The sequence below is a fragment of the Streptomyces sp. NPDC045899 genome, assembly GCF_056431485.1.
In genome coordinates this window covers 215,895-237,555 of sequence record NZ_JBWKKP010000003.1, presented here as the reverse complement: position 1 = coordinate 237,555, position 21,661 = coordinate 215,895, and the positions used below count along the sequence as shown (strand labels likewise).

At 69.7% G+C, this 21,661-nt stretch carries 15 protein-coding genes; 6 read left to right on the top strand and 9 right to left on the bottom strand.

Going from position 1 to position 21,661, the window contains the following annotated elements:
* Window positions 1-97: 97 nt before the first annotated feature.
* The 7 genes from AC07FT_RS05725 to ngcE all read right to left on the bottom strand — a co-directional run bounded on the left by AC07FT_RS05725 (window position 98) and on the right by ngcE (window position 8,632).
* Window positions 98-1,402, bottom strand: a complete 1,305-nt coding sequence (locus AC07FT_RS05725; RefSeq protein ID WP_479174223.1) for a sugar ABC transporter permease — start codon at window positions 1,400-1,402, stop codon at window positions 98-100.
* Window positions 1,399-2,187, bottom strand: coding sequence for an ATP-binding cassette domain-containing protein (locus AC07FT_RS05720; protein ID WP_471192991.1), 789 nt, complete (start codon window positions 2,185-2,187; stop codon window positions 1,399-1,401). Before AC07FT_RS05720 ends, AC07FT_RS05725 begins: the two co-directional genes overlap by 4 nt.
* Before the next feature lie 127 nt (window positions 2,188-2,314).
* Entirely contained in the window at window positions 2,315-3,418 is a 1,104-nt protein-coding gene (locus tag AC07FT_RS05715; protein ID WP_471192989.1) for an ABC transporter substrate-binding protein, read from the bottom strand.
* A gap of 181 nt (window positions 3,419-3,599) precedes the next feature.
* Complete coding sequence (locus AC07FT_RS05710) at window positions 3,600-4,817, bottom strand: ROK family transcriptional regulator (protein ID WP_471192987.1); 1,218 nt, start codon at window positions 4,815-4,817, stop codon at window positions 3,600-3,602.
* 304 nt (window positions 4,818-5,121) lie between these two features.
* The gene (locus AC07FT_RS05705; protein ID WP_471192985.1) at window positions 5,122-6,066 is read right to left on the bottom strand and encodes a carbohydrate ABC transporter permease; all 945 of its coding nucleotides are present in this window, start codon (window positions 6,064-6,066) and stop codon (window positions 5,122-5,124) included.
* Window positions 6,067-6,133: 67 nt separating this feature from the next.
* Entirely contained in the window at window positions 6,134-7,084 is a 951-nt protein-coding gene (locus tag AC07FT_RS05700) for a carbohydrate ABC transporter permease (RefSeq protein ID WP_471192983.1), read from the bottom strand.
* Window positions 7,085-7,195: 111 nt separating this feature from the next.
* Complete coding sequence (gene ngcE / locus AC07FT_RS05695) at window positions 7,196-8,632, bottom strand: N-acetylglucosamine/diacetylchitobiose ABC transporter substrate-binding protein (protein ID WP_471192981.1); 1,437 nt, start codon at window positions 8,630-8,632, stop codon at window positions 7,196-7,198.
* Between the two features lie 365 nt (window positions 8,633-8,997).
* On the opposite strand from ngcE, the gene AC07FT_RS05690 reads away from it, so the two are divergent.
* The 5 genes from AC07FT_RS05690 (at window position 8,998) to AC07FT_RS05670 (ending at window position 16,442) form a co-directional block, all read left to right on the top strand.
* Window positions 8,998-9,498, top strand: a complete 501-nt coding sequence (locus tag AC07FT_RS05690; RefSeq protein ID WP_479174221.1) for a hypothetical protein — start codon at window positions 8,998-9,000, stop codon at window positions 9,496-9,498.
* Window positions 9,499-9,700: 202 nt separating this feature from the next.
* A complete protein-coding gene (locus tag AC07FT_RS05685; RefSeq protein WP_479174219.1) occupies window positions 9,701-13,555 on the top strand; it encodes a GH92 family glycosyl hydrolase in 3,855 nt (1,284 codons plus the stop codon).
* A 149-nt stretch (window positions 13,556-13,704) separates the two neighbouring features.
* Window positions 13,705-14,193 carry a hypothetical protein gene (locus AC07FT_RS05680; protein ID WP_479174218.1) on the top strand — a complete coding sequence of 163 codons (489 nt, stop codon included), beginning with the start codon at window positions 13,705-13,707 and terminating at the stop codon, window positions 14,191-14,193.
* 9 nt (window positions 14,194-14,202) lie between these two features.
* Window positions 14,203-15,951 (top strand): alpha/beta hydrolase, encoded by a 1,749-nt coding sequence (locus tag AC07FT_RS05675; protein WP_479174217.1) that lies wholly within the window; start codon window positions 14,203-14,205, stop codon window positions 15,949-15,951.
* An 11-nt stretch (window positions 15,952-15,962) separates the two neighbouring features.
* A complete protein-coding gene (locus AC07FT_RS05670) occupies window positions 15,963-16,442 on the top strand; it encodes a hypothetical protein (RefSeq protein ID WP_471192972.1) in 480 nt (159 codons plus the stop codon).
* Window positions 16,443-16,499: 57 nt separating this feature from the next.
* Here the strand turns inward: AC07FT_RS05670 and AC07FT_RS05665 are convergent, their stop codons facing one another.
* Window positions 16,500-17,486 carry an NAD-dependent epimerase/dehydratase family protein gene (locus tag AC07FT_RS05665; protein ID WP_479174215.1) on the bottom strand — a complete coding sequence of 329 codons (987 nt, stop codon included), beginning with the start codon at window positions 17,484-17,486 and terminating at the stop codon, window positions 16,500-16,502.
* Window positions 17,487-17,647: 161 nt separating this feature from the next.
* Between AC07FT_RS05665 and AC07FT_RS05660 the strand changes: the two genes are divergently transcribed.
* Window positions 17,648-18,529, top strand: a complete 882-nt coding sequence (locus AC07FT_RS05660) for a GNAT family N-acetyltransferase (RefSeq protein WP_479174213.1) — start codon at window positions 17,648-17,650, stop codon at window positions 18,527-18,529.
* Between the two features lie 96 nt (window positions 18,530-18,625).
* Here AC07FT_RS05660 and acnA read toward each other — a convergent pair whose 3' ends face one another.
* Window positions 18,626-21,340: an aconitate hydratase AcnA gene (gene acnA / locus AC07FT_RS05655; RefSeq protein WP_479174211.1), complete on the bottom strand. Its 2,715-nt coding sequence runs from the start codon at window positions 21,338-21,340 to the stop codon at window positions 18,626-18,628.
* Between the last annotated feature and the right edge of the window lie 321 nt (window positions 21,341-21,661).

The following is a 21,661-nucleotide window of genomic DNA, read 5'->3' as shown; positions in this document are numbered from 1 at the left end:
CGAAGACCCCGGCCCATGCGATGTCGGTCACGCGAACGGACGAGCCCGGCACCGCCCCAGGGGCGGTGCCGGGCCATGGTCCCGCGGACGCCGCGGATCAGCCGCGTCCGGCGGAGCGTTGTGTTCTGCGCGACACCGAGTCGATCACGACGGCGGCCAGCAGCACCCCGCCGGTGATCATGTACTGCACGGAGTTGGCCACACCCAGGAGGCTCATCCCGGACGAGATCGAACCGATGACCAGCATGCCGAGCATCGCCGACCAGACCGAGCCCCGGCCGCCGAAGAGGCTGGTGCCACCGATGACCGCCGCCGCGATGGCCTCCATCAGCAGGTTGCCGGTACCGGCCTGCTGGCTGGCGGAACCCACCCGGGAGGCGATCATGAGACCACCGCAGGCGGCCATCAGCCCGGCGAGGGCGAAGACCGACACCCGGATGGCTGCGACGTTGATGCCCGCGCGCCGCGCCGCCTCGACGCTGCCGCCGAGCGCGATCACCTTGCGTCCGTAGGCGGTGCGGCGGACCACGAAGTCCAGCAGCACCAGCACCGCCACGAAGATCACCAGGCCGAGCGGCAGACCCTTGTACTCGTTCAGCCGCCAGGCCGCCGTGAAGAGGATCGCCGCGAGCACCACGGTGCGCACCACGATCTCGCTCAGCGGTCGGGACGGGACGCCGGCCGCCTTGCGCCGCCTGGTGTCGGCGAACTGGGCGAGGAAGAAGCCCACCACCGCGACCGTGGCAGCCCCGTACGCGGCGGCCAGCTGGGTGAAGTAGTGATCGGTCAGGGTGCGGACGAAGCTGTCGTCGTCGATGCCGATGGTGCCGGTGGTGCCCAGCACCTGGAGCATCAGTCCGTTCCAGGCCAGCAGACCGGCCAGGGTGACCACGAACGCCGGTACACCGATCTTGGCGAAGAAGAAGCCGTGGATCGCGCCCAGGACCGCACCGGCACCCAGCGCCGCGGCCACGGCTATGCCCTCGGGCACCCCGTGGTTGACGTTGAGCACCGCCAGGGTGGCCGCGGCCAGACCGCTGACCGAGCCGACGGAGAGATCGATCTCACCCAGCAGCAGGACGAACACGATCCCGACCGAGATCATGCCGGTGCCGCCGATCAGGACGGACAGGTCGGAGAGGTTCTTGGGCGAGAGGAAGGCGCTGTCCTTCCACTGGAAGACCGCCCAGATGATGGCGATGCCGACGATGACCGGGACCGCGCCCAGATCACCGCTGCGCATCTTGCGGCTGAACTCCGTCAGATAGCCCTTGAAGCCCTCCTGGCGCACCAGCAGCCGCGGGTCGACCACGGTGACGGCGTCCTTCGCGACCGGGTTGGGGTCGGCCGCACCGCCGTTCCCCTTGTTGCCGCCGTTCTTCCTGTGGACGTTGGTGGTCACTTCGCGACCTCCCCGGTGCGCGCCTTGCGGCGGGTCACGGCGTTGTCCGTGGCGCCGGTGATGGCGGAAATGATCTCTTCCTGAGAGGTGGAACGGACCTCGAAGGTGCCGTTGTTGCGGCCCAGGCGCAGCACCGCGACCCGGTCCGCGACCGCCTTGACGTCGGCCATGTTGTGGCTGATGAGGATCACGGCGAGACCGCGTTCGCGCAGCCGCTCGACCAGGTCCAGCACCTGGGCGGTCTGCTCGACGCCCAGGGCGGCGGTCGGCTCGTCCAGGATCACCAGCTTGGGCTCGCCCAGCATCGACCGCGCGATGGCGACGGTCTGCCGCTGACCGCCGGAGAGCGAGGCGATCGGAATCCGGACGCTGGGGATCCGGATGGACAGGGTCTGGAGCAGCTCACGGGCGCGGCGCTCCATCTCGACCTCGTCCAGCACTCCGCCGCGCAGGATCTCGCGCCCGAGGAAGAGGTTGCCGACGACGTCGATGTTGTCGCAGAGGGCGAGGTCCTGGTAGACGGTCGCGATGCCCAGCTCCTGGGCGTCGTGCGGCCGGTTGATCTGGACCGGCCGGCCCTGCCAGGCGAGGACGCCCTCGTCGGCGGGGCCGACTCCGGCGATGGTCTTGACGAGGGTGGACTTGCCCGCGCCGTTGTCGCCCACCAGGGCGACAACTTCACCGGCATGGACCTCCAGGTGGATGTCGCTCAGCGCCTGGACAGCGCCAAATCGCTTGGAGATCCCGCGCAACGCCAACACGGGTTCGTTCGGCACGATGGCCATCTCCGTTCCGGGCAGGGCGAGCCCTGCTGCATAACGGAGGGGAGAGCGCTCTCTCCCCTCGACTGGGGGGTGTCAGGGGGCCGTTGCGGGCCGCCCGCGCAGGTCGCGGGCGGCCCACCGGGCGCTACTACTTGAGGAGACCGGCCTCTTCGCAGGCGGCCTTGTACTTGGCGGTGCAGATCTTGTCGACCTTGTAGAGACCGTCCTTGACGACGGTGTCCTTGATGTTGTCCTTGGTCAGCGAGACCGGGGTGATCAGCGTGGCCGGGATCCCCTTGGTGGTCGGGCTGTCCACCGTGTTGGACTCGTTGGGCTTCTCACCCCGGCCGAGCGCGATGACCATCTCGGCGGCGGCGGTGGCCTCCGGCTCGTACGGCTTGTAGACGCTCATGTACTGGGTGCCGGCCAGGATGCGCTGCACACCGGCGAGTTCGGCGTCCTGTCCGGTGACCGGGGGCAGCGGGTCCACGCCGCCGCTCTTGAGCGAGGTGATCGCACCGCCGGCCATGGTGTCGTTGGCGGAGTAGACACCGATGATGTTGTTCTTGCCCAGGGAGGAGATGGCGCCGTTCATGTTCTTGTTGGCCTCGTCGGCGAGCCAGCGGTCGACGTCGTAGCTCTTGCCGATGTCGACCTTGCCCTTGAGGACGGAGAGCGCGCCCTTCTTGAACATCGCGGCGTTGGGGTCCGCCTCCCAGCCGTTGAGCATGACGATCTTGCCGTCCTTGGCCTTGTCGCCCAGCGCCTTCAGCAGCGCCTCGCCCTGGACCTTGCCGACCTTCTCGTTGTCGAAGGAGGTGTACCCGGAGACCGGGCCCTGGGCGAGCCGGTCGTAGGCGACGACCGGGATGTCGGCCTCGTCGGCCTTCTTGACCGAGCCGGCGATGGCCTCGGAGTCCACCGCGTCCAGGATGATCGCGTCGACCTTCTTGGTGATCATCGAGTCGACCTGCTGCTGCTGGAGCGCGGGGTCGGACTTGGCGTTGACGTAGACGACCTTGCACTCCGCGCAGAGCGCCTTGATCTTCTTCGTGATCAGCGGCCGGTCGAAGTTCTCGTATCTCGCGGTCTGGTCCTCGGGCAGGAGCAGTCCGATGGTGAGGGGGCCGGTCTTCTTCTTGCCGTCCGACTTGTCGTCGCCGGCTTCCTTCGCCGAACCGCAGGCGGCAAGCGAGACCGCCATGGACACGACAGCACTGGCGATGGCGACGCGACGCATCGTTGCGTTCATATTGGGGGTGACCTCCCTGACGAGGCCGCGTCCACGCGGCCGAGGTGGCTGGAAGTCAACTCGGCCGCCCGCATGACGTCAAGAAGTAAATCCTTAACGAGATGGCAACGGTGCCATTCGTTATCTGAGTGAACGCAGCCGGACGAGGCCGCATAGACACAGCGTGACCGGACAAAGGTGGTCAGGTCAGGGCAGGCGCTCCGGCCGGAACCGGCCCCGCCGCACCGGCGGCTCCGTCCAGCAGCGTCGAGTCGCCCATCTCGCTCAGCACCAGCGCCAGCGCGCCCAGCACTTCGGCCCGGCCGCCGAGGGCCCCGGGCATCACCGAGAGCTGCCGTGCGGCGCTGGGGATGGCGTAGCGGGCCACGGATTCGCGGATCGGGGCGAGCACCAGCTCCCCCGCCTCGGCGAGCTGACCGCCGAGCACCATGCGGCTCGGGTTGATCAGATTGCACAGATTCGCCACTCCGCTGCCGATATGGCGCCCGACGTCCGCGATCACCCGTCGGCAGCCGGGGTCGCCCTCGCGGGCCAGCTGCACCATGCGTTCAACGGTCAGATCCATGCCGTGGCTGGAGTAGAGCAGCGGCAGGATGTAGCGGGCCGCGGTGAAGGTCTCCAGACAGCCGCGGTTGCCGCAGCGGCAGACCGGACCCGACTCGTCCAGGGTGATGTGCCCGATCTCGCCCGCCGTGCCGCCCGGACCGCGGTAGATCTGTCCGCTGATCACCAGACCGGCGCCGACACCGTCGGCGACCTTGATGTACGCGAGGTCGGCGACTCCCCGCCCGGATCCCCACACCAGCTCGCCGAGGGCGCCGAGGTTTGCGTCGTTGTCGACGTGCACCGGCACCCCGAGCCGCTGGGCGAGGTCATCGCGCGGATTGGTGCCCGCCCAGCCCGGCAGGATCGCCGTGGAGCCCAGCGTGCCCGTCTCGACGTCGATCGGCGCGGGCACACCGAGGCCGACGCCGACCACCTTGTCCTGCCGCAGTCCGGTGGCCGCGATCAGCCTGCTGACCAGCTGCTCGGCCCGGTCCAGCCCCTGTGAGGCGGATGCGTCGACATCCAGCGGCTCGGATTCCTCGGCCAGCACCTGATGGGCGAGGTTGCCGACGGCGACCCGCAGGTGGGTGTGGCCGAAGTCCACGCCGACGACGATGCCCGCGTCCCCGCTCAGGGAGACGCTGCGGGCCCGGCGGCCACCCGCCGAGGTGGGCGTGACCTCGACCGTTCCCCCGTCCTTGAGCTCACGGACGATATTGGAGACCGTGGCGGCGGACAGCCCCGTGCTCCGGGCGATCTCCGCCTGGGTGAGCGAGCCCGCCATGCGCACCGCCCGCACCACCCGCTCGAGGTTGGCCCGGTGCAGCGACGACTGCGATCCCGGAGTCTCCACGCCCATCCACTCCCGCCTTCACGGGCGGCACGACGACCGCTCCGCCGGCCGGGCCGCAACAGTGAGGCCCGACAGTGTCTCCAACATGTGAACTCTAAGATGAGCCGCCTCGGTTGTCCCACGTCAAGTCCTTGACACCTTCCGGACGGCTCCCGGACACCACGGTGCGCACGGCGCCGCGCCGGTGTGCGGCCAACGTACTGATGTGCGACGTTCCGCGCCGGGGCACCACTGTTCCGCAAGGGTACGGGGCGCCCCCGCCGAACGGCGGGGGCGCCCCGTCAACCGGTGTAAGGAGGCGCCGCTACTTGATCGCGCCCGCCGTCAGCCCGGCCTGGACCTGCCGCTGGAAGATGATGTAGACACCCAGCACCGGCAGCATCGCCAGCACCAGCCCGGCGAACAGCGCCGACCAGTCGCCCTTGTACTGCTGACTGGCCGCGAGCTGCACCAGACCCTGGGTGAGCACCCGCTTGTCCTCCTCGGTGTTCAGCACCGTCGGCAGCATGTACTGGTTCCACTGCCCCAGGAAGTTGAAGATCCCCACGCTGATCAGGCCCGGTTTGGCCATCGGCAGCATCACCTGGAAGAAGGTGCGGGTCTGGGAGGCCCCGTCGATCAGGGCGGCCTCCGCCACCGAGCTCGGCAGGGTCTTGAAGAACGAGGTGAGGAAGAAGACGGTGAACGGCAGCGAATAGGCGATGTAGACCAGGATCAGTCCGTGGAAGGTGTTCAGCAGGGCCAGGTTCTTCATCACGAAGAACAGCGGTACCAGCGCCAGGATGATCGGGAAGCTCATCCCGCCCACGAACATGAAGTAGACGACGCGCCGGCCCGGGAACTCGAAGCGGGCCAGGACGTACGCCGCCATGGCGCCCAGCAGCATGGTGCCGACCAGTGAGCACCCCACCACCACGACGGTGTTGACGAAGAAGTCACCGATGTTCGACTTGCTCCAGGCGCGCGACCAGTTGTCGAAGTGCAGGGTGCCGGGCAGCCCCCAGGGGGAGGTGAAGATCTCCTTGTCGGTCTTCAGGGAGCTCATCACCGCCCACAGCAGCGGCATGGTGACCAGGAGCGCCCAGAGCACCAGCATCCCGTGGGAGAAGACGTTGAGGACCTTGCCCTCGCTGCCGATCCGGCCCTCGGGGGTGTAGCGCGGGGGCAGCTGGTCCCCGGCGGGCTCATGCGGGGCGGCGTCGTCCTTGGCGGCGCCGCGGAGTTCCGAGGGCTGTGCGGGTGAGGTCACTGCGATACCCCCGGATCGTCGGTCGGGCGGCGGTCGTGGTCATGGACGTGCGTGGACGGCCCGGGCATCAGTACTCCAGCCGTTCGCGCCGGCCCAGCCTGGACACCACGACCGCGAAGATCATGGTGACGATGAGCATCGCCACCCCGATCGAGGTCGCGCGGCCGGCCTGCCCGTCGCGGAAGGTCTTGGTGTAGACGTAGTAGCCCAGCACCTGGGTGGAATCGGCGGGTCCGCCCGGCCCCACGGTCATGATCTGGACGACCGCGAAGGCGTCGAGGGCGAGGATGCCCATGTAGATCCAGCCGGTCTGGACCGTGTCCCACAGCAGCGGCAGGGTGATCCGGAAGAAGGTGGTGATCCGGTTCGCCCCGTCCAGCAGCGCCGCCTCGTAGAAGTCCTTGGGGATGGAGCTCATCCCGGCGGAGAACAGCACGACGTAGAAACCGACGTTGCACCAGACCATCACGACCATCAGGCACCACAGGGCCAGCTTCGGATCGGCCAGCCACTGCTGCTCCAGGGCGCCCAGCCCGATACCGCCCAGGAAGGCGTTGAGCGCCCCGTTGCGCGGGTTGTAGGTGAACTGGAACAGCAGGGCGACGATCGCGATCGACAGCACCTGCGGGAAGAAGTACACGACCTTGTAGAGGCTCGATCCGCGCACTCCGGACACGGCCGAGTTCTTCCGGCCCCGGCCGCCCACGTTGAGCATGAAGGCGAAGAAGAGCCCGAGGCCGAGCGTCACCAGCGGTACGACCAGCAGCAGCAGGACGTTGTGCCCGACCGCCTTCCAGAAGAGGTCGTCGTGGAGCAGCCAGTCGTAGTTGTCGAACCCGACCATCTTGAAGTCGGAGCTCAGGCCGGTCCAGTCGGTGAACGAGTAGAGGATGGCCTGGACGAACGGCGAGATCACGAAGACCGCGTACAACGAGACCGGCAGCACCAGGAATCCGATGACAAAGCCGTACTTCTGGAACCACCGGACCACCCCGGGCCGGGGGTCCTGACCGCTCACGGGCCGTACCTTGCCCACGTCCCGCGGACCGGTCCGAGTCCTGACCTTCTCCATCTCACCGACCTCGGTCTTCCCCCGCGGCCACGACCGCTGGTGACGCGTCGAATGTCATCAGACGTGCTTGTACTTCTTGACGGCGTCGTCCTTGACCGTCGCGTCGGCGAAGCTCTGGATCTTCTTGATCGCCTCGGCCGGGTTCATCCGGCCCGCCATCATCTCGCCCAGCACGCCGACGCCGATCTGCTGCTTCTGGAGCGCCACGTACCAGTCCTGGAGCCGCGGGTTGACGACGTTCTTCCCGGCCTTCTCCAGGGCCTCCTGCGCGGACGCCAGCCCCGGCGGCAGGGACAGGCCCTCGGTGCCGCCGTTGAGCGAGGTGAGCGAGGAGACCTGCTGGACGAAGTTCTTGGTGGACTTCTCCCCCAGCATGATGCGCAGCAGCTCCATGCCGCCCTCGGGGTTCTTCGCCGACTTGGGCACGATGAAGGGCTCACCGCCGGAGGCCCACAGGGTGCCGAACGGCATCTTGTCCCCGCTGTCCAGGCTGGACGGCGCCGCCACGGTCATCTGGAAGTTCTTCGGCGTGGTCTTCTTCGCCTCGTTCTCCACCCAGGAACCGTTCGGGATGAACAGCGCCTTGCCCTCGTTCCACGCGGTCTGGGACTCGATGTGGGTCAGCCCCGGGGTGCCCTTGAGGATGTAGCCCTTCCGGTAGAGCTCGTAGTACGCCTCGAAGGCGGCCTTGACGGCCGGGTGCTTCCAGGCGTTGGGCTCCAGGTTGTCGATGGCGGTCAGGACATCGGCGCCGCCGATCTTCGCCATGAAGGGATAGAGGCTGAAGGGCAGGTAGTAGGGGTACTTGCCCGGGTAGGTCCAGCCCGCGATGCCCTTCTTCTTGGCCTTGGCGCAGACCGCGAGCATGTCGTCCCAGGTCTCCGGGTACTCCACGTCCAGCTTCGCCAGATTGGTCTTGGAGTACCAGACGCCGTAGACGGTGTAGGCGTAGTAGAGCACCCAGACGGGCTTGCCCTCGAACTGCCCCATCTCCACGACACCGGGGCGGAGGGTGTCGCGCACCTTCTTCTTCGGGTCGTCGATGGAGGGCGCGTCCAGCAGCGGGGTGAGGTCCGTCAGCTGCTTCTTGCCGACCAGGGTGCCGAAGTCCATCTGCTCGGCGCCGGAGTTGTCGATGAGGTCCGGCGGGGTGCCGCCGTTGAAGCGCGGCTGGAGGGTGGTCTGGATCTTCTGGGTGGCCGAGTGCTTGACCTTGCCCTCGGTCTTCGGGAACGCCTTGGTGAACTCGCTCTCCGCGTCCTTGGCGTACTGCTGACCGAAGCCGCCGTCGAAGATGACGACGTCGAGTCCGGCGCTCTCATTGACGGCAAGCGGGTTCTTGGCGCTCTTCTTGCCCTTGTCGACCTTGTTGGAATCGTCGTCGCCGCCGCTTGCGCAGGCAGTCAGCACGCTGACGGACGGCACGGCGATCAGTCCGAGCGCCGCTGACCGCTTTACCAGGTCACGGCGGCCGACATCCGATGTGGATCCCATGCTCAAGTCCTCGCCTTCGTCAGGACTCAGGCGGTGTAACGGTCTCCCGTACATCTCGCCTCCGGCGAGGGGCCCGACACCGCGGGTCAGTTGAAGCGTGAAGCGGAGTATTGCTGGGTGTGCGCCGGGGAGTGCGGAGGCCCGCCGGGCCCGCGTCAAGAGGGCGGCGGTGCGGCCCTCCCCCTGGGGCGACAGGTATAGTCCACTTGGTATCAACTGGGCAAGATCGAATCTTCATTGGGTAACAGTCTTTCCCGAGTTGAGACCTGTCCGACATACCGTAGGGGGCCACAGCCCGTACGGCGTGCCGCCGTGCGCATGATCACTCGAGAGGCGGTTCCCCCGTGTCCCGGAAGCAGCTCCCCTTGACCACCAGCGTTGTCGTGGCCGCGACACTCGCTCTGACCGCGGGATGCGGCTCCGACGGTGGCGGCTCATCGGCAGGAGACACCAAGGGCGGCGCCGCGATAGGCAAGGGCATGGCCCAGCTCCCCGTCGAGCCCACCGAAGAGCCGACCGAAGACCCCACCGACGACCCGTATGACGACCCCACGGACAGCCCCACCGGCGGATCCGGCCTGGTCACCTCGGACGCCAAGATGGGCACCTGCGGCTGGGGATCGGACGGCAAGCCCTACGCCAACATCAAGATCAGCAACTCCAGCTCCACCACCGCCTACTACACCCTGCTGGTCGGCTTCGTGGACGACGGGGGCAAGGTGGTGACCACGGGCACCAAGTCCGACGCCTCGGTCCCGGGCGACTCCGACAAGACCATCAAGGTCGTGGCGTTCGAGGCGGACAGCGCCAAGAAGGCGAAGAAGTGCCGGCTCTCCCTCGGCACCAAGTCCGACACCGCCGACTGACCGCGCTTCCGAATCACCCTGATGGCCGTGGGCCGTACCCCCCAACGGGCGTACGGCCCACGGTGCGTGGGCCGGGCCGTCGCTCCGCCTCCCGCCGAGTCCGATCCCCGTCGCGTTCTTGACACCGCCCTCCCCCGGCCGTCCTACTTATCTCTGCGCGATACAGCTTGACAACGTTGTCATACGCATGGGGAGGCGGAGCATGCGACAGGGACGACCGCGGCGACGACGGAGAACCGGACGAACGGCCGCCCTGCTGGCCGCCGTTCTGCTGGCGGTCACGGCACAGGGCACGGCGACGGCCGTACCGCGCGGACCGGACACCGCGGACCGCGCCGAGCGGACGTTCGCCTCGTCCTTCGAAGCGGACGATCCACAGCCGGACTGGCGCGACACGGTCGAGACCGGCCCCGACGGGAAGAAGAAGGCCTCCGGCGTCGACGGCGGCTACGCCTCCGGTATCCCCGGCAACGTCACCGACAAGGTCACCGGGGTCCGGGCCAGCGGGGAGAACGCCTCCGGCGGGGAGACCAAGGAGAACCTGGTCGACGGCGAGCTCACCAGCAAATGGCTCGTGTTCGAGAAGACCGCGTGGCTGGAGTTCGAGGTGAGCGAACCGGTCGAGGCCGTCCGCTACGCCCTCACCTCCGCCAACGACGCCCCCGGCCGCGACCCGAAGGACTGGACCCTCAAGGGCTCCGCCGACGGCTCGCACTGGACCGCCCTGGACAGCCGCGAGGGCGAGACCTTCGGCTCGCGCCAGCAGACCCGGGAGTTCGGCTTCGACAACTCCACCGGCTACCGGCACTTCCGGCTGGAGATCACCCGCAACGCCGGGGACGACCTCGTCCAGCTCGCCGAGGTGCAGCTGGCGGTCGCCGGCGGCGCCCCGCCCGCCCCCTCCGAGATGCGCAGCCACACCGACCGCGGCCCCACCGGGTCGCCCACCGCCAAGGCGCGCGCGGGCTTCACCGGCACCCACGCGCTGCGCTACGCGGGCACCCACAAACCGGACGGCCGCGCGTATGCGTACAACAAGGTCTTCGACGCGAACACGGCCGTCGACCGGAACACCGTGCTCTCGTACCGGGTCTTCCCCTCGATGCCGGAGACCGATCTCTCCTATCCGGCCACCCATGTCTCCGTCGACCTCGCCTTCACCGACGGCAGCTACCTCAGCGAGCTGGCGGGGGCGGTGGACCAGCACGGCGCCCGGATGAGCCCGGACGGACAGGCGGCCTCCAAGACGCTCTACGTCAACCAGTGGAACCACAAGGAGTCCCGGATCGGCGCGGTCGCCGCGGGCCGGACGGTCGACCGGATCCTGGTGGCGTACGACTCCCCCAAGGGTCCGGCGCGGTTCCAGGGGTGGGTGGACGACATCTCGCTGACCCCGGAGCGGCCGGAGAAGCCCCCGGCGCATCTGTCCGACCACGCCGTGACCACCCGCGGCACCAACTCCAGCGGCTCCTTCTCGCGCGGCAACACCTTCCCGGCCACCGCCGTACCCCATGGCTTCAACTTCTGGACGCCGGTGACGAACGCGGGCTCCACCGACTGGCTCTACCAGTACGCCCGCGCCAACAACGCCGACAACCTCCCCACCATCCAGGCGTTCGGCACCAGCCACGAGCCCAGCCCCTGGATGGGCGACCGGCAGACCTTCCAGCTGATGCCGTCCGCCGCGTCCGGCGTCCCGGACGCCTCCCGGACCGCCCGCGCGCTGCCGTTCCGCCATGAACGCGAGACCGCCCGGCCGTACGCGTACGGGGTGACCTTCGAGAACGGGCTGAAGACCCGGATCGCGCCCACCGACCACGCGGCGATGATGCGCTTCACCTACCCGGGGAAGCAGGCGAGCGTCCTGTTCGACAACGTCTCCGGTGACGGCGGGCTGACCCTCGACGCGGAACGCGGGGTGGTGAGCGGCTACTCCGATGTGAAGAGCGGACTGTCCACCGGCGCCACCCGGATGTTCGTCTACGGCGTCTTCGACGCGCCCGTGACCGCGAGCGGCAGACTGCCGGGCGGCGGTGGCGAGGACGTCACCGGCTACTTCCGCTTCGCCCCCGGCGAGGACCGCACCGTGACCCTGCGGCTGGCCACCTCGCTCCTCGGCGTGGACCAGGCGAAGACCAATCTGGAGCGGGAGATTCCGGAGTCGTCCTCCTTCGCCCGGGTCGAGCGGGAGGCCCAGCGGGCCTGGGACGAGGTGCTGGGGGTGATCGAGGTCGAGGGGGCCGACCCGGACCAGCTCACCACCCTCTACTCCAGCCTCTACCGGCTGTACCTGTATCCCAACTCCGCCTTCGAGAACACCGGGACCGTCCGCAAGCCCCGCTACCGGTACGCGAGCCCCTTCTCCGGACCCACCGGCGAGAACACCCCGACCCGCACCGGCGCGAAGATCGTCGACGGCAAGGTCTACGTCAACAACGGGTTCTGGGACACCTACCGCACCACCTGGCCCGCCTATTCCCTGCTCACCCCCCGGCGGGCGGCCGAGCTGGCCGACGGCTTCGTCCAGCAGTACAAGGACGGGGGCTGGATATCCCGCTGGTCCTCCCCCGGCTACGCCGACCTGATGACCGGCACCAGTTCCGACGTGGCCTTCGCGGACGCCTACCTCAAGGGCGTCGGGCTCGACGGGGAGGCCGCGTACGAGGCGGCGGTGAAGAACGCGACCACCGTCCCGCCCTCCCCCGGTGTCGGCCGCAAGGGCATGGCCACCTCCCCCTTCCTCGGCTACACGAGCACCGAGACCCATGAGGGTCTGTCCTGGGCGCTGGAGGGCTACCTCAACGACTTCGGGATCGCGCGCATGGGCGAGGCGCTCTACGCCAGGACCAAGAAGGCGCGCTACAAGAAGGAGTCGGAGTACTTCCTGAACCGTGCCCGGAACTACGTCCGGCTCTTCGACCCCCGGGCCGGGTTCTTCCAGGGCCGGGACGCGGACGGGAAGTGGCGGCTGCCGCCGGAGAAGTACGACCCCCGGGTCTGGGGCCACGACTACACCGAGACCAACGGCTGGGGCTACGCCTTCACCGCGCCCCAGGACAGCCGGGGCCTGGCCAACCTCTACGGCGGCCGGTCCGGGCTCGCGAAGAAGCTGGACACCTACTTCACCACCCCGGAGACCGCCTCCCCCGAGTTCGCCGGGTCCTACGGCGGCGTCATCCACGAGATGACCGAGGCCCGTGATGTCCGCATGGGCATGTACGGCCACAGCAATCAGGTCGCCCATCACGCCGCCTACATGTACGACGCGGCGGGACAACCCTGGAAGACGCAAGCGACCGTACGCGAGGTGCTCTCCCGGCTCTACACCGGCAGCGAGATCGGTCAGGGCTACCACGGCGACGAGGACAACGGCGAGCAGTCCGCCTGGTACGTCTTCAGCGCGCTGGGGTTCTATCCGCTGGTGATGGGCGGTTCGGAGTACGCGGTCGGCTCGCCGCTGTTCACCAAGGCCACGGTGCACCTGGACAACGGCCGCGACCTGGTGATCAGGGCCCCGCGCAACAGCGCGCGGAACGTGTACGTCCAGGGCCTTCGGGTGAACGGCAAGCCCTGGCACAGCACCGCGCTCCCGCACAGGCTCCTCGCCCGGGGCGGCACGCTGGACTTCACCATGGGCCCCAAGCCCTCGCGCTGGGGTACGGGGAAGGGCGCTGCGCCCTCCTCCGTCACCCGGGACGACGAGGTGCCCTCGCCGCGCGGCGATCTGACGGTGCCCGGCGGCGGTACCGCCCTGCTGGACGACACCTCGGGCACGCAGACCGCCTTCACCTCGGTGGACCTGCCGGTCAAGGATCCCGGCCGCGCCGTGCAGTACACCCTGACCTCGGCGGACCGGGGCGACGCGCCATCCGGCTGGACGCTCCAGGGTTCGGCCGACGGTTCGCACTGGAAGGACCTTGACCGGCGGTCGGACCAGTCCTTCACCTGGGACCGGCAGACCCGGGTCTTCTCGGTCCGCACGCCCGGATCGTACGGCCACTACCGTCTGGTGGCCGATGACAGGGCCACCCTCGCGGAGGTCGAACTGCTCGGCTGAGGCCGGCCGGGGCCGGGGCCCGCCATGACGCGGGCCCCGGCCTCAACACCCTTGTCACAGCGGCCTGTTCGGAGTTCCCCGGCTGAATTCGCTCTGTTACCTTCCTAGTTCCGCGCTGGGAACACCTGAGCGGATAGAGAAAGGGCAGTATGGGGGACGTACGACTGTCCGAGCGGTGGCAGGAGTTCTATGCCACCGCCGGTGGAACGGATACCGGCCGTGACGGAGTCAGTACCCGGCTGGCGGGTGTGAACGGGGAAACGGGTGCGGGTAAGGACGGTGCCGGCGACGGCGATCTGAAGTCGTCGAAAGGCCCGTGGAATACCGCATCGACATCCCTGGGCGATCTGCACCGCAACGTGGTGCGGGCCCTGGGCGACCTCCGCCACGGCCAGGACGGCGCCGGCGTCGGCGGGAAGTCCGTGGCGGGCCTGGAGAGCACGGGGACGCAACAGCGGGTCTTCAACTCCTGGGAGGCCCGGCTCTCCGTCGTCCGCGACGAGTGCGCCGAGCTGATGGGCAAGCTGACCAAGGCGGGCAATGACCTCGCCCGACAGGACGAGGCCATCGAGAAGCTCTTCAGGGAGCAGAAGACCCGGCCGGTCCCGCCGCCGGGCGGCCCCTCGGGGAGCTGGTGACCGGCCGTGGTGACCTACGCACAGCTGCGGGCGCTCGACCCCGCACAGTTCGAACAGGCCGCGGACGGCTGGCACAAGGTCAGCAGCAACGCCGGGGCCGCCAAGGACCGTCTCGACCAGGAGATCAACGCCAAGCTCCGCGGCGCGCTGAAGGGTGACGGCGTCACCGCGGCGCTGTCCCGGCTGGAGCGGCTCCGCGAGAACTTCCACTACACGCAGGTGGAGTGCGCGCTGATCCTCACCGCCCTCAACGGGCTGGCCTCGGAGCTGCGGTCGGCGAAGAAGAAGCTCGACGACGCCGTGCAGGACGCCCGGACCGCGGGCATGACGGTCCGGGAGAACGGTTCGGTCGAGTACCACGCGCCCACGCCGCTGCTGCCGGGCGCCGTGGGCGGTTCCTCCGGGGACGGCCGGACCCCGTATGTGTCCATCACCCCGCAGATGCGGGCCCAGGGCTTCGCCGACCGGATCGGTGACGCCCTGGGGGACGCGGCGGAGGCGGACGGCAAGTACGCCAGGACGCTCGGCCAGCTGATCACGGAAGCCGATCTGTCGGTGACCAAGGAGGACTGGAACGACGCCGCGAAGGACCGCGGCGCGGTGAGCGAGTCGGTGGGCCGCTATCTGCCCCCGGTCCCCGAGGAGAAGTCACCCGCGGAGAACCGGGCCTGGTGGAACGGACTGTCCGCCGAGGAGCGGGCCGAATACATCTCGCTGTACCCGGCGAGCGTGGGGGTCCTGAACGGGCTTCCCGTCGAGGACCGCGATGAGGCCAACCGGGTCGTCTTCACCGAACAGCGCGCGAAATACCAGACCGAACTGGACAATTATCCGCCCGCGCCGAAACCGAAGTTCATCCTGGCCGGCCGGTCGACGGTCATCACCTCCGAATGGCGGGCGTGGGACGCGCGGCGCGAACACCTCAAGGCCGCGCTCAACGGTATGAAGCGCATTCAGATGCGTTTCGACGACACCGGCAAGGTGGACGCCTTCGACAACACCCGGCCGTCCGGATACACCCCGGCCGGCAGTGGACTCCCCCCGGCGTATCTGCTGGCGTTCGACCCCGAGGAGAACGGGCGCGCGATCGTGGCCAACGGCAATCCGGACACCGCCGACCACACCGCGGTGATGGTCGGCGGCACCAAGGGCACGCTCGGCGGGATCAACAAACCGCTCATCGCGGGCACCAATCTGTGGCAGGCCGCCACCGCGCTGCCCGGCGAGCCGAAGGTGTCCACGATCACCTGGTACGGATACGACGCCCCGCAGAGCTTCGTCCCGGAGGCCATGAAGGACAAGTACGCCGACCGGGCGGCGGGAGACCTCAACGACTTCCTGACGGGGCTGCGCACCGCGCACGACCCGTCGGCCGGCGACCACATCTCGGTGCAGGGCCACAGCTACGGCACCGTGGTCGTGGGGTCGGCCGCCCGGCAGGGCGATCTGCCCGCGGACGACGTGATGCTGAGCGGCAGCCCCGGGGTCCAGGTGGGCCGGGCGCGGGAGCTGGACGTACCCGAGGGACACGTCTGGAACCAGACGGCCGACGACGACTGGGTCCCCGACTGGGGTGCCGTGTCCCACGGCCACCGCGAGGGGCTGCACTGGGTGACGCCCAGCGACGGGGAGTTCGGTGCCCGCCAGATGACCACCGACACCACCGGTCACGGCAACTACTGGCTCGCCGGGTCCGAGACCCTGGAGAACCAGGCGCGGGTGGTGGCGGGCCGCTACGACGACGTCCGCGTACGGTAGCGGGGGCCGTGATGTCCGCATCCGACATCCCGGGCCGCGCCGCCGAGGTGCGGGAGGTCTCCGCGCCGCGGCGGGAGGCCGGGCGGCTCTCCAGCGAGCTGTACGACCTGCTGCGGGTGAAGGGGCGGACCACCGCACCGGGCCCGGGTGTGGGCCCGTGCGGCGATCTGGACCCCGACACCTTCTACGTCATCCGGCACCCGTGGTCGGTGTACGGGGTTCCGGCCGACGAGCTGCGCACCGCCTGGGAGGGACTCCGGGAGGACCTGCCCCGGCACGGCTGGACGATCGTTTCCGAGGGGCGGGAGGAGACCGTCGCCGCGGCGCCGTATCTGATCGCCGACTGCGCCCGGGCACCCTTCACGCTGAAGGCCACCCTGCTCATCCCGACCGCGCGGGACGCCGAACGCGGCGCGGAGCCGGGGATCGGCTTCACACTGGTCTCCGCCTGCTTCCGGGTCCCGGAGGGCGGGACGGTGGCCGCGTACTGACGCCGCGCACCACGGCCGTCCCCGTGCCGCCGGGGCACGGGGACGGCCGGGCGCGGGTCACAGGTTCCGCACCACCTCGGCCTCCCGTTCGGCGTCCAGACCCACCGGCGGGCGGTCCGGACGGTGCGGGGCCACCCCGCCCAGCGCGCTCAGCCAGGTCCAGGTGTCCGCCACCGTCTCGGCCACCGGGCGGCAGCGCAGTCCCGCCGCCAGCGCCTTGGAGACATCGCCGCGGTGCATGGTGTCGCACAGCTCTCCCGGCGGCAGCCAGACCGGCAGTTCGGTCCACGGCTCGATCCCGGCCGCCAGCACGGTCTCCGGAGCGGCCCAGCGCAGCTCCGCCCCGGATCCGGTGACCCGGACACAGCTCTCCAGCAGCTCCCCCATCGTGGTGTGACCCGGCGGGCTGACCACGTTGTACGCACCGCCGAGCCCGCCCTGTGCGGCGTCCAGCACCCACCGGGCGAGGTCGCGCCCGTCGATGTACTGGAGGGGCAGATCACGCGGACCGGGGGCGAGCACCGGACCGCCGCGGGCGATCCGGTTCAGCCACCAGGGGAGCCGCCCGATGTTCTCGTAGGGGCCGATGACCAGCCCCGCACGGGCCAGCAGGGCCCGTTCGCCGAAGGCATCGCGGACCGCCAGCTCCCCGCCCCGTTTCACGGTGGCGTAGTCGCCGCCGTCGGCGTCCGGGGATGCCTCCACCACCGGCCCGTCCTCCGCCAGCCCGGCCGGGGCCGGATAGGCGTACACCGAGCGGCTGGAGACGTAGGCGTACGTCCCGGCGCGCCCGGTGAGCAGCCGCGCGGTGTCCCGGACCGCCGAGGGCGCGCCCGACCAGGTGTCCACCACGACCTCCCACACCCCGCGCTCCAGGGCGGCGAGTCCGCCGGGGGCGGTGCGGTCGCCGTGCAGTGCGGTGACCCCGGGCGGCGGGGGGTGGTGGCCGCGGTGGAACACCGTGACCTCCCACCCGCGGGCCAGCGCCTCCTCGGTGACGGCCCGGCCCACGAACTCCGTCCCGCCCAGCATCAGAAGTCTCATGACGGCGACTCTGCCCGCTCATCGCGGTCCGGCCCAGGGTTCCCTGCTGTCAGCAGAATCGCCCCCGGCGGACAGCGGCGCTTCCGTGCGCCCCGGACACGCGGCGCGGTCATCATGTTCATCGCGCCCGCCCGCGCCCGCCGATTGGGCAGGATGGAGACATGATCCTCCGCCAGTTGCACGACACCGACAAGGACGCCGAGGCGGTGTGGGAGGTGGTCTCGGCCGCGTTCGGGGACGCCGCCGCGCTCGCGGGCCCGGACGGCTGGCCACCGGAGTACGTCGCCGAGGTCCACGACCGCAACCGGCATCTCGCCCGCAGCGATCCGGGCGGCTGCTGGCTCGCCGTGGAGGACGGCGGAATGCCGCTGGGCGCCGCGCTGTCCACGCGCCGCGAGGGCACCTGGGGGCTGTCGATGTTCGCGGTGCTGCCGCGGGCCCAGCGGCAGGGCGTCGGCCGGGAGTTGCTCGCGGCGACGCTGCTGTACGGCCGGGGATGTCTGCGCGGGATCATCTGCGGATCCGAGGATCCGCGTGCGGTGGCCACCTACCGGCGTGCGGGGTTCGCCGTGCATCCGGCGATGCGGCTGCGCGGCACCGTCGGCCCGGAGACCAAGGCGCGGCTGTCCCCGCCGGACGGCGCGGTGCACGAGGGGGTGGCCCGCCACCGGGACCTGCTGGACTCGGTGGACCGCCGCACCCGGGGCGGCGCCCACGGGGTCGACCACGAACTGCTGATGGCTCAGCGGCGGTTGCTGGTGGTGGACGACCTGGCGGGCAGCGGCTACTGCTACGTCGGCGAGGACGGCAAGGTCGAGCTGCTGGCCGCCACCTCGCGCCGGCTGGCCAAGCGGCTGCTGACGGCGGCCCTGCTGTGTCTGCCGGAGGGCGCGGACGCCCGGGTCCCGGCGCTGACCGCCGAGCAGCAGTGGGCGGTGGACGTGGGTCTGGAAGCCGGGCTCGAACTGTCCGCCGGCGGCTATGTCTGTCTGCGCGGTATGCCGCCCCCTGCGCCCTACATCCCCTCGGGGACCTTCCTCTGATCCGGGACACCGGGTACGCGGACGGGCCGCACCCCGCTCGGGGGTGCGGCCCGTCCGGCCGTCGCCGGGATCGGCGTGCCTGCGTGCGGATCGGCCTTACTTGCGGATCAGCGAGCGCAGCACGTACTGCATGATGCCGCCGTTGCGGTAGTAGTCCGCCTCACCGGGGGTGTCGATGCGGACGACCGCGTCGAACTCGACACCGGTGTCGGTGGTGACCTTGACGGTGCGCGGCGTGGTGCCGTTGTTGAGCTCCTCGACGCCGGTGAAGGAGAAGGTCTCCTCGCCGGTCAGGCCGAGGGACTCGGCGTTCGCGCCCTCCGGGAACTGCAGCGGGAGGACGCCCATGCCGATGAGGTTCGAGCGGTGGATGCGCTCGTAGGACTCGGCGATGACGGCCTTGACGCCGAGGAGCGCGGTGCCCTTGGCGGCCCAGTCGCGGGACGAGCCGGAGCCGTACTCCTTGCCGGCCAGGACGACCAGCGGGATGCCCTGCTCGATGTAGTTGCGGGAGGCGTCGTAGATGAACGACACCGGCGCGTCGGCCTGGGTGAAGTCGCGGGTGAAACCGCCCTCGGTGCCCGGCGCGATCTGGTTGCGCAGCCGGATGTTGGCGAACGTGCCGCGGATCATGACCTCGTGGTTGCCGCGGCGGGAGCCGTAGCTGTTGAAGTCGCGGCGCTCGACGCCGTGCTCCGTGAGGTACTTGCCGGCCGGGGTGTCGGCCTTGATCGCACCGGCGGGCGAGATGTGGTCCGTCGTCACCGAGTCGCCGAGCTTGGCCAGCACGCGGGCGCCGGCGATGTCGGAGACCGGGGCCGGCTCGTGCTGCATGCCCTCGAAGTACGGGGGCTTGCGGACGTAGGTCGACTCCGCGTCCCACTCGAAGGTGTTGCCGGTCGGGATCGGCAGCGCCTGCCACTGGGCGTCGCCCGCGAAGACGTCCTGGTAGGACTTGTTGAACATGTCCTCGCCGATGGCGTTGGCCACGACATCGTTGACCTCGGCCTCGGACGGCCAGATGTCCTTCAGGAAGACCGCGTTGCCGTCCTGGTCGGTACCCAGGGCGTCACGCGTGATGTCCACCTTCATGGAGCCCGCGAGGGCGTACGCGACGACCAGCGGCGGGGAGGCCAGGTAGTTCATCTTGACGTCGGGGTTGATCCGGCCCTCGAAGTTCCGGTTGCCGGAGAGGACCGAGGTGACCGCGAGGTCGTGGTCGTTGACGGCCTTGGAGACCTCCTCCGGCAGCGGGCCGGAGTTGCCGATGCAGGTGGTGCAGCCGTAGCCGACGAGGTTGAAGCCGACCTTGTCGAGATAGGGGGTGAGCCCCGCCTTGTCGAAGTAGTCGGTGACGACCTTCGAACCCGGGGCGAGGGTGGTCTTGACCCACGGCTTGCGGGTCAGGCCCTTCTCCACGGCCTTCTTCGCGACGAGCGCGGCGGCGACCATGACGTACGGGTTCGAGGTGTTGGTGCAGGAGGTGATGGCCGCGACCGTCACCGCACCGTGGTCGATCTCGTAGGTCGAACCGTCGGGGGCGGTGACCGTGACCGGGCGGCTCGGCACGCCGTTGACGGCGGCCGGGGCGTCGGAGGCCGGGAAGGACTCCTCGCCGGCCTCGTCGGCGTCCGCGACGTAGTTGAGGACGTCGCGCTCGAACTGCGTGGCGGCCTCGGCCAGGACGATGCGGTCCTGCGGGCGCTTCGGACCGGCGATCGACGGGACGACCGTCGAGAGGTCCAGCTCCAGCTTCTCGGAGAAGTCGGGCTCGGCGGCCGGGTCGAGCCAGAGCCCCTGCTCCTTGGCGTACGCCTCGACCAGCGCGACCTGCTGGGCGTCGCGGCCGGTCAGGCGCAGGTAGTTCAGGGTCTCGTCGTCGATCGGGAAGATCGCGGCGGTGGAGCCGAACTCCGGCGACATGTTGCCGATGGTGGCGCGGTTGGCCAGCGAGGTGGCGGCGACGCCCTCGCCGTAGAACTCGACGAACTTGCCGACGACGCCGTGCTTGCGCAGCATCTCGGTGATGGTCAGCACCAGGTCGGTGGCGGTGGTGCCGGGCTTCAGCTCACCGGTGAGCTTGAAGCCGACGACGCGCGGGATGAGCATGGAGACCGGCTGGCCCAGCATCGCGGCCTCGGCCTCGATACCGCCGACGCCCCAGCCCAGCACACCGAGGCCGTTGACCATGGTGGTGTGCGAGTCGGTGCCGACGAGGGTGTCGGGGTAGGCCTGGCCGCCTCGGACCATGACCGTCCGGGCCAGGTGCTCGATGTTCACCTGGTGGACGATGCCGGTGCCGGGCGGGACGACCTTGAACTCGTCGAAGGCGGTCTGGCCCCAGCGCAGGAACTGGTAGCGCTCCTTGTTGCGGCCGTACTCCAGCTCCACGTTCTGGCCGAAGGCGTCCTTCGTGCCGAACTTGTCGGCGATGACGGAGTGGTCGATGACCAGCTCGGCCGGGGCCAGCGGGTTGATCTTCGCCGGGTCACCGCCCAGCTCCTTGACGGCCTCACGCATGGTGGCGAGGTCGACCACACAGGGCACACCGGTGAAGTCCTGCATGATCACGCGGGCCGGCGTGAACTGGATCTCCTGGCTGGGCTGGGCCTGGGAGTCCCAGCCACCGAGCGCCCGGATGTGGTCGGCGGTGATGTTCGCGCCGTCCTCGGTGCGGAGCAGGTTCTCCAGCAGCACCTTCAGGCTGTACGGCAGGCGGGCGGACCCCTCCACCTTGTCCAGCCTGAAGATCTCGTACGACTCGTCGCCCACCTGCAGCGTGCTGCGGGCGTCGAAGCTGTTCGCCGACACGACAGTCTCCTTCATGCATGAATTCGCGCGTACCACCGCAATGCTGCCGCCGCCCGCCCGCGCCCGTCCGCTAAGGTAGGGCTAAGTTAGGTAACCCTTACCGGTGCGAGTGGAAGGCGGTGCACCTTCAGCAGATATCTCGATGTCGAGATAACTCTAATACATCACCCTCGCGCGGTCAGCTCTGCCCTGCCGCGGAGGGGTGTCACGCCGCGTGGGGGCGGGTGGCGCGGTCACCGGAACGGGTGATCGTCGGGCGGGTCCGCCGCAGGTCGTGGCGGATCACGGACGGACCGCGGCGGGTCCGGCGCGGGCCCGGTG

What these genes read in the sequence shown, in the direction of transcription:
- AC07FT_RS05720 (WP_471192991.1), bottom strand. Translation starts at nt 2,187, where the DNA reads ATGGCCATCGTGCCGAACGAACCCGTGTTGGCGTTGCGCGGGATCTCC.
- AC07FT_RS05715 (WP_471192989.1), bottom strand. Translation starts at nt 3,418, where the DNA reads ATGAACGCAACGATGCGTCGCGTCGCCATCGCCAGTGCTGTCGTGTCC.
- ngcE (WP_471192981.1), bottom strand. Translation starts at nt 8,632, where the DNA reads ATGGGATCCACATCGGATGTCGGCCGCCGTGACCTGGTAAAGCGGTCA.
- AC07FT_RS05685 (WP_479174219.1), top strand. Translation starts at nt 9,701, where the DNA reads ATGCGACAGGGACGACCGCGGCGACGACGGAGAACCGGACGAACGGCC.
- AC07FT_RS05680 (WP_479174218.1), top strand. Translation starts at nt 13,705, where the DNA reads ATGGGGGACGTACGACTGTCCGAGCGGTGGCAGGAGTTCTATGCCACC.
- AC07FT_RS05670 (WP_471192972.1), top strand. Translation starts at nt 15,963, where the DNA reads ATGTCCGCATCCGACATCCCGGGCCGCGCCGCCGAGGTGCGGGAGGTC.
- AC07FT_RS05665 (WP_479174215.1), bottom strand. Translation starts at nt 17,486, where the DNA reads ATGAGACTTCTGATGCTGGGCGGGACGGAGTTCGTGGGCCGGGCCGTC.
- AC07FT_RS05660 (WP_479174213.1), top strand. Translation starts at nt 17,648, where the DNA reads ATGATCCTCCGCCAGTTGCACGACACCGACAAGGACGCCGAGGCGGTG.